A 10,933-nucleotide genomic window follows, 5' to 3' on the forward strand; every position below is an offset into this window, starting at 1 on the left:
GTGCCAGCTGGCACCGTGCCTCCCGTCCGTTCGTCTGGTGGCGACTAGAGCGAGTCGCGCAGCTCGGTGACCAGGTGGCGGACGACGGCGCGGAGGTCTCCGCCGTTCTCCTGCGCCACCTGGAGCTGCCGCTGGTAGGACGCCCCCTGCTCGATCATCGTGTCGAGGTGGTGCAGCTCCTGCTGGCAGCCGAGCCGCTCCGCGATCGGGTCGAGCCGCTGGACGAGGTCGTGCACCTCGACGGTGACGAGTCGTTCGTCGCCGGCGGCGTTGGTGATGATCTCCGCCTCCATGCCGTACCGGGCCGCCCGCCACTTGTTCTCGCGGATGAACCACGGCTGCATCGACGGCAGGACCTCGCCGCGGTCGAGCCGATCGGACAAGGCGGTGACGAGGCACTGGACGAACGCGGTGACCGCGCCGACCTCGTGCAGGGTCGAGATGCCGTCGGACACGCGGTTCTCGAGGGTGCCCCAGCCCGGTGAGGGGCGGATGTCCCAGCGGAGGTCCTTGAACCCGTCGATCACGCCGGTCTTGGTGAGGTCGTCGACGACCGTCTCGAAGCCGCCCCAGTCGTCGATGCCCGGCGGCAGCCCACCGGTCGGCAACTGCTGGAACATGAGGGCACGGTTCGAGGCGTAGCCGGTGTCGGTGCCGGCCCAGAACGGGCTCGACGCGGTGAACGCCTGCAGGTGCGGCACGTACGCGAGCATCGCGTTCATGATCGGCACGGCCTTGTCGCGGTCGTCGATCCCGACGTGCACGTGCACGCCCCAGATGAGCATCTGCCGTCCCCACCAGCGCGTGCGGTCGATGAGCGTGGTGTAGTGCTCGCTGTCCGCCGTGATCTCCTGCTGGTCCCACAGCGCGAACGGATGCGTGCCGGAGCACATGACCTGCGCGTCCAGGGGTTCGGCGGCGTCGATCACCTCGGCGATGATCCCGGAGAGCTCGGACGTGGCGCCCTCGACGGTGGTGTGCACGCCGGTGACCACCTCGACCGTGTTCGTCAGGAGCTCCTCGGTGACCTTGTCCGGGTCACCGAGCCGCTCCTGCACCGCCCTGATCACCGCCGGGGCCCGGGGGGTGAGATCGCCGGTGTCCCGGTCGACCAGGGGGAGTTCCCACTCGACACCGATGGTCGACGGGTGGGACTCTGTGAAGCGGATGTCCATGCGGCCATCCTGCCGGTCGGTTGTCGGACATGCACAAGGAACGCCGTCACCGATCGTGCACCTCGCTCCACCAAGTTGTTCCATCACGGTACTACCGTGGAATCGCTCACAGGGAAGAGGTCCGCATGCAGTTGGTCGTGCGCGGTTCGTCCGCACCACTCGTCGGGGAGATCGACGTGCCGGTCTCCAAGTACCACGCGCACCGAGCGCTGGTGCTGGCATCACTCGCGAAGGGGACGAGCATCGTCTCCGGCATCAGTTCCACCCGGCAGGTCGAATGGACCGTCGGCACGCTCCGGGCCCTCGGCGTCGACGTCAAACGTCGTGGGGACGAGTACCACGTCACCGGCCTCGGCGGTCGCTACGCGGCGACGGACGTCGTCGACCACGGCTCGCGCGGCGCGGACGGCATCCTCAACATGGGGTCGTCCGGGACGACGCTGTACTTCATGACCGGGCTCGCCTCGCTGGCCGACCGCCCGATGACGCTCGTCGGCATGAAGTACTTCCAGCGCCGACCGATCGGGGCGCTGCTGACCTCGCTCACGCAGATGGGCATCGAGCTCGAGGCGACGAACGACTGCCCGCCGGTCACGGTCCAGCCGAGGCGACCACGAGGCGGAGACGTCTCGATCGCCGGCACGCTCTCGCAGTGGATCTCCGGACTGCTCCTCGTCGCGCCCTTCGCCGAGCAGGAGACCCGGATCCACATCACGGGCGGTCGGCTGAACGAGCAGCCCTACGTCGAGCTGACCGTCCGGATGATGCGCGAGTTCGGGCTCACCGTCGAGGTGTCCGACGACTGGCTCGAGTACCGGGTGCCGGCCGGGCAGCAGGCGACACCGCACGACTACGTCATCCCGCCGGACATCGGTTCCGCCGCCTTCGGGATCGCGGCCGCGGGCATCCGCGAGTCGGACCTGCTGCTCCGCGGCATGACGACGACCACCACGGCGGGGACCGACCACCCGGAGAGCGAGTTCCTCGACCTCGCGACCGCGATGGGGGTGCCGATGCGGATCGACGAGGCGACCGGGTTCGTCCGGATCCAGCACGACGGTTCGCCGCTCCGGGCGCTCGACATCGACTGTCGACCGATCCCGGACCTCCTGCCCGTCCTGTCCACGATGGCGACCTTCGCCGAGGGCACGACCCGTCTCTGGAACGTGGCGCACATCCGGCTGAAGGAGTCCGACCGCGTCGCCGCGATGCTCCAGCTCAACCGCATGGGCGGCCGTGCGGAGCAGGGGACCGACGAGCTCCGCGTGACCGGGGTCCGGCCCGGCGGACTGCACGGCTCGCCGATGTCGTCCTTCAACGACCACCGCGTGCTCATGTCCCTCGCCGTCGCCGCGTCGAAGGCCGAGGGGGCCAGCTCCCTGACGTACCCGCGCGCCTACCGCATCTCGTACCCGACCTTCCTCGAGGCGATGAACGGCGTCGGGCTCGACATGGAGGTCGGTGACGCCCTGCTCGCCCGCGCCGACCGGGACGACCGGATGGACGCCGCCACGTCCGAGCCGACCGACCTCGGCGAGGACACCGGGACGCCCGCCGCGCCGGAATCCCCGGACGCAGCGCTCGCGACGTCCCCCGACGCTCCCGCGCTCGCCGGGGTGGACGCCGACCCGCTCGTCCTCAGCGAGCGCGTCCGGGCGCTGTCCGAGCAGGACCCTGACGGCCTCGCGGTCGTCGAGGTGGGCGGCACGGCCCCCGTCGAGACCACCTGGAAGCAGCTGCAGGACGAGGCCGACCGGGTCTCGGCGCTCCTGCTCGAGCTCGGTGTCCGGCGGGGTGAATCCGTCGCCATGCAGCTGCCGAACTGGCGCGAGTTCGTCTCCATCACGCTCGGCGCGATCCAGATCGGTGCCGTCGCGACCCCGATCATGCCCGTCTTCGGTCCCCGAGAGACGACCATGACGCTCGCCCGGTCGAAGGCCCGCGTGGTGTTCCTGCCGAACGTGTTCCGCAAGCGCCGGCCCGCGCTCGAACTCCTCGACGTCGTCGACGAGGCTCGGGCGCAGCGCCGTCGGCTGTCGGTCGAGCACGTCGTCGTCCTCCGTGCCGAGGCCCGCGGCCAGGGTGACGTGCCGAACGACCAGGCGCCCCTGCCGGCGGATGCTGCCGAGCGGGTCGCCGCGAGCGACTGGAACTGGCGGTGGTTCGACGCGGCGCTGGGGTCGGTGCACGTGGACGTCGACCAGATCCGTTCCCGCGCGCCGGGCCCGGACGACGTCTGCCAGCTGCTCTTCACGTCCGGCACCACCGGGGAGCCGAAGGGCGTGCAGCACCCGCACCGGACGCTCGGCCTCGCGACCGCGATGCACGTCGCGCAGTCCGGGCTCACCGCCGACGACCGGATCTACATCCCCTCGCCGCTCGCGCACCAGACCGGCTTCCTCTACGGGATGCTGCTCGCGTTCCGGCTCGGCGCGCCGCAGGTCATCCAGCCCGTGTGGGACGGCCGGGTCGCGCTGGAGCAGGCGTTCGGCGTCGCGAAGGCGTCGTTCGTGCAGTGCGCGACACCGTTCCTGACCGACCTCGTCGACCTCGTCGAGCGCGGTGCTCCCGCACCGGAGAGCCTGCGCGTCTTCGTCCCGACCGGCGCTGCGGTCCCGCGAGCGTTGGCGCAGCGGGCGAGCACGGTGCTCGGGAGCGCGATCCTCGGGGCGTTCGGCACGAGCGAGACCTGCCTCGGCGCACTGTCCAGCCCGTCCGACGACCCGGCCGACGCGTACGGTCACGACGGCCGGGCGCTCCCGGGGATCCGGATCCGCATCGTCGACGACGAGGGCCACGAGCTCGCCGCCGGCACCGAGGGCAACTTCGAGCTGCACTCGCCGACGATGTTCGACGGCTACCTCGACCGTCCGGACCTCACCGACGACGTCTTCACGGAGGACGGCTGGTACCGCACCGGCGACCTCGCGACGGTCGACGAGAAGGGCTTCCTCTCGATCACCGGGCGCGTCAAGGACGTCATCAACCGCGGTGGCGAGAAGATCCCGGTCGTGGAGATCGAGAACCTGCTCTACCAGCACCCGCTCGTCACGGACGTCGCGATCGTGGCGATGCCCGACGAGCGGCTCGGCGAGCGTGCCTGCGCCTTCGTGGTGCCGGCTGCGGGGGAGCGGCTCGACCACCGGGCGTTGCAGCGGTACCTCGACGACGCCGGTGTGAGCAAGTACTACTGGCCGGAGCGGCTCGAGTACATCGACGAGCTGCCGCGCAACGCGGTCGGCAAGGTGCAGAAGAACGTGCTGCGCGAGCGCGCGGCGGAGCTCGTCGCGACGGACGCGGCGGGACGGGTCGCGTCCGACGCGACGACGAAGGAGGACGGGACACGATGACCCTGGTGACGGAGACCGGAACCGAGCAGGACTTCCAGCAGCTCAAGGCCGAGGTGACCGAGTGGGTCCGCGGCCGTGGCGAGGAGTGGGCCGAGGAGATCGAGCGCACCGGCGGGGTCGCCCCCGAGCTGTTCCAGGAGCTCAAGGAGCGCGGCTGGCTCAGCCTCGCCGCCCCGCCCGAGCTCGGTGGCGCAGGCATCCCGTTCTCGAGGTACCTCGAGGTGATGGAGATCATCTCGCGCTCGCACGCCTCGATCCGCATGCTCGTGCACGTCATCAACGGCACCTGGCGGGCGATGGCGCCGTACGCGACCCCGGAGCAGATCGAGGAGGTCGTCAAGCCGAGCGTGGCGGGCGAGAAGCTCGTCGCCTTCACGCTCACCGAGGCCACGGCGGGCACCGGCGCGGACCTCCGCACGACCGTCCGCCGTGAGGGCGACACCTACGTGATGAACGGCGAGAAGCACCTCATCACGTTCGGGGTGCGTTGCGACTACTGGCTCATCGCCGCGCGGCTCGAGGGCACCTCCGGCCAGGACGGCACGATCGCGTTCCTGATGCCCAACTCCGGGCTGCCCGGCGCCGAGGTGATCGACGACTCGGACACCATGGGCATCCGCGGCACCGACCACGCGATCCTCCGGTTCACCGAGACCCCGATCCCGGCCTCCGCCCGCCTCGGCGAGGAAGGGCAAGGCCTCGAGGTCGCGCTCGGCGGGTTCCTCCTGCCGAGCCGTGTGTCGGTCGCGATGAGTGCCGTCGGCCTCGCCGAGCGGGCGAACGAACTCGCGGTCGCGTACGCGAACGAACGGGAGACCTTCGGCAAGAAGCTCTCGAGCCGACAGGCGATCCAGTTCTACCTGGCCGAGAACTACGCCGACATCGCCTCCGCCCGCGCCCTCGTGCTCGAGGCAGCCCGCGCCTACGAGGAGGGCCGTCCCGACGCCGGCACGCTGTCCAGCGCCTCGAAGATGGTCGCGGTCGACATGCTCGCCCGGGTCACCGACAAGGCACTCCAGGTGCACGGCGGCCAGGGCTACTGGAAGCGCAACGCGATCGAGCGCGTCTACCGCGACGCGCGCGCGCAGCGCTTCGAGGAGGGCACCAACGAGATCCAGAAGCTGGTCGTCGGCCGCGCCGTCGTGACCGGCCAGGCCGGGTTCTGACGCGACCCAGCAGCGGACGGGAGGCCCGTGGCGGCCCCGCCACGGGCCTCCCGTCCGATCCCACGCACCCAACGCAACGACAAGGACCGCAGTGACCGACAGCACGACCGCTCCCATCGCCCTCATCACGGGCGCCTCCCGCGGCATCGGCCGCCTCCTCGCGCAGAAGCTCGGCCAGCGCGGCGTCACCGTCGTGGTGACGTACAAGGGCAACGCCGACCTCGCCGAGGAGTCGCTGGCCGACGTCCGCGCGGCCGGCGGCGACGGCATCACCGCGCAGGTCGACATCGAGCAGCCGGAGTCGATCGACGCGCTGTTCGACGTCGTCCGCGACACCTACGGCCGGCTCGACATGTTCGTCGCGAACGCCGCGGCGAGCGCGTTCAAGCCCGTCGCGGACCTGAAGCTGCACCACCTCGACCGCAGCTACGCGACCAACGCGCGCTCGTTCGTGCTCGGTGCGCAGCGCGCCGCCGGACTCATGGACCGGGGTGGGCGGATCGTCGTCGTCACCTCGTACGGGTCGCTCCGGGCGTTCCCGACCTACGCCGCGCTCGGCGCCGCGAAGGCCATGACGGAGGCGTACACGAAGTACATGGCGGTCGAGTTCGGCCCCCGGCAGATCACGGTGAACGCGGTGAACGGCGGTCTCATCGACACCGACTCGCTCGACTACTTCTACGGTTCCGTGCCGGGGATGGCGCCGATGTCGTCGGTCCTCGAGAAGCTCCCGCTCCAGCGCCCGGGCACCGCCGACGACATGGCGGACGCGATCGACTTCCTGCTGTCCGAGCGGGCGTCGTACATCACGGGCCAGACGCTCTCGGTCGACGGCGGGCTCACCGTCATCGCGCCGCCGTACTGGGCGGACACGACGTCGCCGCTCCGGGACGCGGTCCTGCCCCCGGCCGCGCCCGCCGACCCGGCGTCCGCTGCTGCGGCTGCGGCCGCCGACACGGCAGAGTAGGGGCATGAGCACCGTCGCCATGCCCGACCTCGCCGTCGTCTCGTCGCCGTGGACCCTGGGACCGCTGACCCTCCGCAACCGGGTGGTCATGGGGTCGATGCACACCGGACTCGAGGTGCACGACGACGGCGGTGCCGGCATGGCGGCGTTCTACCGCGAGCGGGCGACCGGCGGTGCGGCGCTCATCGTGACGGGCGGCATCGCGGTGAGCGACGAGGCCCGCGGCGGGCCGGACTTCGCCGTCTTCGGCGTCGACGGGGCCGACGAGCGCTTCCGCGTCGCGGTCGACGCCGTGCACGCCGCCGGCGGCGCGGTGCTCGCGCAGCTCTTCCACGCCGGTCGCTACGCGCTGGTCGGCGGCATGGTCGACCGCCACGGACGGCCCCAGCGGGCCGTGGCACCGTCGGCACTGCCGTGGGCCGCTGCGCGGGGTGTCGTCCCCGGGGAGCTGACGGGCGCCGAGGTCGAGCGCACGATCGAGGACTTCGCCGCGGCCGCCCGGTCGGCGCGGGACATCGGCTTCGACGGCGTCGAGATCATGGCGTCCGAGGGGTACCTCGTCAACCAGTTCCAGTCGCCGCTGACGAACCTGCGCGACGACGAGTGGGGTGGGTCGCCGGGGCGGCGGCGGCGCTTCGCGGTGGAGGTGGTCCGGGCCGTCCGTGCGGCGGTCCCCGAGCTCGCGGTGACGATCCGGCTGTCCGGCGCCGACCTCATGCCGGGTTCGACGACCGACGACGAGGTGGACGCGCTCGTGCACGAGCTGTTGCCCGTCGGGCTCGACGGGATCTCGGTCGGCATCGGGTGGCACGAGTCCCGCACCCCGACCGTGCAGGCAGCGGTGCCGCACGGGGCGTGGCTCTCCTACGCGGAGCGCATCGCCGGGGTCGTCCGGTCCTCGTCGTACCCGGACGTCCGGGTGATCGCGTCCAACCGGATGACGGACCTCCGCGACGGTGAGGCCGTGCTCGCCGACGGTCTGGTCGACGCCGTCGCCCTCGCGCGCCCGTTCCTCGCCGACCCCGCCATCGTGGACCGCTCGCTCGCCGGGGCCTACGACCTCGTGAACACCTGCATCGGCTGCAACCAGGCGTGCCTCGACCGATCGATCGTCGGTGCGCCGGTCTCCTGCCTGGTCAACCCCCGCGCGGGCCGCGAACTCGCCTTCCCGCTGCGCCCGAGCGACGCCCCGAAGCGCGTCGACGTGGTCGGCGGCGGGCCGGCCGGACTCGCCGCCGCGGTCGACGCCGCACGGCGCGGCCACGCCGTGACGCTCTGGGAAGCGTCCGACCGGCTCGGCGGGCAGTTCGAGCTGGCCTCGCTCGTGCCCGGCAAGGAGGACTACGCCGCGACCGTCCGTGCCGCGCGGGCCGAGCTCGCCGAACGCGGGGCCACCGTGCACCTCGGTCGTGCGGTCACCGTCGACGACCTCGCCGGCAGCGACGCGGTCGTCGTGGCCGCGGGGGTCGTGCCGCGTGGGATCGACGTCCCCGGAGCATCGCTGCCGCACGTCGTGTCGTACGAGCGGGCGCTCCGGGAGGGCGTGCCGGCGGGCTCCGTGGCGATCATCGGCGGTGGCGGGATCGGCGTCGACACCGCGGCGTTCCTCGTCGAGTCGCCGGACGAGGCGTCCCGAGCGGCGGAGTTCGGGCGGCGCTGGGACGTCGACGTCAGCGACGAGGTCGTCGGGGACGTCCCGCAGCGGATCCCGGTGGCGGACCGCGTGCTGCGTCCGGGGCACCAGGTGACCGTGCTGCGCCGCAGCGGCAAGTTCGGCACCGGCATCGGCATCACGTCCCGCTGGGTGGCGATCGGGAGGCTCCGCGACGCCGGGGTCCGGATGGTCGGCGGCGTGCAGGAGTACCTCCGCATCGAGCCCGGCGCGCTGTGGATCCGGGACGAGGACGGCGTCGAACGGGCGGTCCCGGCGGACACCGTCGTGGTGTGCGCCGGACAGGAGCGCCGGAGCGGTGCGGACGAGCTCGTCGAGGGCCTGCGTTCCGCGGGGACCCCGTGCGAGGTGGTCGGTGGTGCACGCGACGCCCGGAGCGTCGACGCCGTCCGCGCGACGAGCGAGGCACTCGAAGCGGTGCGTCGACTCGCGCCCTGACGCGGAATCTGCAACAATGAACGGTCGAATCGTGGCTGCTCGACCCTCTATCCAGCAGTCCACGCTTTCCATCGAGCTTCCACCGTGTGTGCCCCCACGCCCGCGGTCCGGTTCAACCACAACAACACGCAACAGGAGCATTTGTGGCTGTCAAGATCCGTCTCAAGCGTCTCGGTAAGATCCGTGCGCCGTACTACCGTGTCGTCGTCGCCGACTCGCGCACCAAGCGCGACGGTCGCGCGATCGAGGAGATCGGCAAGTACCACCCCACCGAGGAGCCCTCGTTCATCGAGATCGACTCCGAGCGTGCGCAGTACTGGCTCTCCGTCGGCGCGCAGCCGTCGGAGCAGGTCGCCGCGCTGCTGAAGCTCACCGGTGACTGGGCCAAGTTCAAGGGCGAGAAGGACACCGAGTCGAAGGTCAAGGCCCGCGAGCCGAAGCAGGCCTTCGTCGCGGACACGGCCAAGAAGGCCGTCCTCAAGCCGAAGTCGGAGAAGAAGGCGGAGGCCCCGGCCGCTGCTGACGAGACTCCGGCCGACGACGCAGCCGAGACGACCGAGGCGTAATTCCTTGCTCGAATCCGCGCTGACGCACCTCGTCAAGGGGATCGTCGATCACCCGGACGACGTGCGCGTCGCCAGTTCCACCTCCGCGCGGGACGAGGTCCTCGAGGTGCGTGTGCACCCCGAGGACCTCGGCCGCGTGATCGGTCGCGCCGGACGGACCGCAAAGGCGCTCCGCACCCTCGTCTCGGCTCTCGCCGACGGCAAGCGGGTGCGGGTCGACGTGGTCGACACCGATTCCTAGGGAGACGACCCAGCTCCGGGTGGGTCGCATCACGAAGGCGCACGGGCTCAAGGGCGGCATCAAGCTCGAGCTCTACACCGACGACCCGGATCGTCGGTTCACGTCGGGAGCGACGTTCACGCTCCAGGTCCCGGAGGACTCCCCGTGGTCGGGCAAGACCATCACGCTGGACGAACTCCGCTGGTACAACGGCCACCCGGTCGCCTTCTTCGAGGGCATCGAGGACCGCACCGCCGCTGAGACCCTCGCGCGGGCGATCCTCTGGGTCGAGCAGGACACCGACGCCGAGACCGGCGAGGACGACGCCTGGTACGACCACCAGTTGGTCGGACTCCGCGTGCTCCGCGACGACGTCGAGGTCGGCACCGTCGCACGGGTCGACCACCTGCCGGCGCAGGACCTCCTCGCCATCGACACGCCAGACCGCGGCGAGGTGCTCGTCCCGTTCGTCTCGGCCATCGTGCCCGCGGTCGACATCGCCGCCGGCACCGTGACGGTGACCCCGCCGACCGGACTCTTCGAGGACCCCGAGGACACCTCGCGCCCCGAGACGGTCACGGACTAGTCCGCGTGCGCATCGACATCGTCACGATCTTCCCCGAGTTCTTCTCGGTGCTCGACGTGTCCCTGCTCGGCAAGGCGCGCGTCGACGGGCTGCTCGACCTGCACGTCCACGACCTCCGCGCGTGGACGACGGACCGGCACCGCACGGTCGACGACACCCCGTACGGCGGGGGAGCGGGCATGGTCATGAAGCCCGAGCCGTGGGCCCAGGCGCTCGAGTCGCTGTTCCGCGAGGACGGCTCGTCGACGCTCGTGGTCCCCACCCCCGCCGGCACCCCGTTCACGCAGTCGATCGCACGGTCCCTCGCGTCGACGTCGGAGCACCTCGTGTTCGCCTGTGGGCGGTACGAGGGCATCGACGCCCGCGTCTTCGAGTGGGCGTCGACCCGGGCGGCCGTCGTCGAGCTCTCCCTCGGGGACTACGTGCTGAACGGCGGCGAGGTCGCGGCGATGGCGATGATCGAGGCCGTCGGGCGACTCGTCCCCGGCGTCGTCGGCAACCCCGAGTCGCTCGTCGAGGAGTCCCACGAGGACGGCCTGCTCGAGTACCCCTCGTACACCAAGCCCTCGTCGTGGCGCGGTCTCGACGTGCCCGACGTCCTGCTCAGCGGGCACCACGCCCGTGTCGCCGCGTGGCGGCACGAGCAGCAGGTGGAGCGCACGCGGCGCGTGCGGCCGGACCTGCTGCAGGACCCCGCCGAGCTGCGCGGCGCGGAGTAGCCGGCTCCGCCCTCCCGGCCTGGAGGCGCGGGGCGGGCCCGCACCGTGCCTCCAGGCTGTCTCCTGGTGGCGTT

9 protein-coding genes are annotated in these 10,933 nt (G+C 71.6%); 8 read left to right on the forward strand and 1 reads right to left on the reverse strand.

Going from position 1 to position 10,933, the window contains the following annotated elements; translation table 11 throughout:
- Window positions 1-44 precede the first annotated feature (44 nt).
- Window positions 45-1,175 (reverse strand): glutamate--cysteine ligase, encoded by a 1,131-nt coding sequence (locus tag ACSW7Y_RS12830; RefSeq protein ID WP_438126661.1) that lies wholly within the window; start codon window positions 1,173-1,175, stop codon window positions 45-47.
- Between the two features lie 125 nt (window positions 1,176-1,300).
- Here ACSW7Y_RS12830 and aroA point away from each other — a divergent pair, with 125 nt between their 5' ends.
- From aroA to trmD, 8 genes are all read left to right on the forward strand, one after another.
- Window positions 1,301-4,525, forward strand: a complete 3,225-nt coding sequence (gene aroA / locus ACSW7Y_RS12835; protein WP_438126662.1) for a 3-phosphoshikimate 1-carboxyvinyltransferase — start codon at window positions 1,301-1,303, stop codon at window positions 4,523-4,525.
- A gap of 5 nt (window positions 4,526-4,530) precedes the next feature.
- Window positions 4,531-5,691: an acyl-CoA dehydrogenase family protein gene (locus ACSW7Y_RS12840; RefSeq protein WP_438126663.1), complete on the forward strand. Its 1,161-nt coding sequence runs from the start codon at window positions 4,531-4,533 to the stop codon at window positions 5,689-5,691.
- 91 nt (window positions 5,692-5,782) lie between these two features.
- Entirely contained in the window at window positions 5,783-6,658 is an 876-nt protein-coding gene (locus ACSW7Y_RS12845; RefSeq protein WP_438126664.1) for an SDR family oxidoreductase, read from the forward strand.
- A gap of 4 nt (window positions 6,659-6,662) precedes the next feature.
- Window positions 6,663-8,768: an FAD-dependent oxidoreductase gene (locus tag ACSW7Y_RS12850; RefSeq protein WP_438126665.1), complete on the forward strand. Its 2,106-nt coding sequence runs from the start codon at window positions 6,663-6,665 to the stop codon at window positions 8,766-8,768.
- A 143-nt stretch (window positions 8,769-8,911) separates the two neighbouring features.
- Window positions 8,912-9,334 (forward strand): 30S ribosomal protein S16, encoded by a 423-nt coding sequence (rpsP, locus tag ACSW7Y_RS12855; RefSeq protein WP_402742054.1) that lies wholly within the window; start codon window positions 8,912-8,914, stop codon window positions 9,332-9,334.
- Between the two features lie 4 nt (window positions 9,335-9,338).
- Window positions 9,339-9,575 (forward strand): RNA-binding protein, encoded by a 237-nt coding sequence (locus ACSW7Y_RS12860; protein ID WP_438126666.1) that lies wholly within the window; start codon window positions 9,339-9,341, stop codon window positions 9,573-9,575.
- Between the two features lie 19 nt (window positions 9,576-9,594).
- A complete protein-coding gene (rimM, locus tag ACSW7Y_RS12865; RefSeq protein ID WP_438126667.1) occupies window positions 9,595-10,140 on the forward strand; it encodes a ribosome maturation factor RimM in 546 nt (181 codons plus the stop codon).
- Between the two features lie 5 nt (window positions 10,141-10,145).
- Window positions 10,146-10,859, forward strand: a complete 714-nt coding sequence (trmD, locus tag ACSW7Y_RS12870) for a tRNA (guanosine(37)-N1)-methyltransferase TrmD (protein WP_438126668.1) — start codon at window positions 10,146-10,148, stop codon at window positions 10,857-10,859.
- The last annotated feature ends 74 nt before the right edge of the window (window positions 10,860-10,933 follow it).

Source organism: Curtobacterium flaccumfaciens, from assembly GCF_051548005.1.
In the GTDB taxonomy this organism is placed as follows: Bacteria; Actinomycetota; Actinomycetes; order Actinomycetales; family Microbacteriaceae; genus Curtobacterium.

What these genes read in the sequence shown, in the direction of transcription:
- ACSW7Y_RS12830 (WP_438126661.1), bottom strand. Translation starts at nt 1,175, where the DNA reads ATGGACATCCGCTTCACAGAGTCCCACCCGTCGACCATCGGTGTCGAG.
- aroA (WP_438126662.1), top strand. Translation starts at nt 1,301, where the DNA reads ATGCAGTTGGTCGTGCGCGGTTCGTCCGCACCACTCGTCGGGGAGATC.
- ACSW7Y_RS12850 (WP_438126665.1), top strand. Translation starts at nt 6,663, where the DNA reads ATGAGCACCGTCGCCATGCCCGACCTCGCCGTCGTCTCGTCGCCGTGG.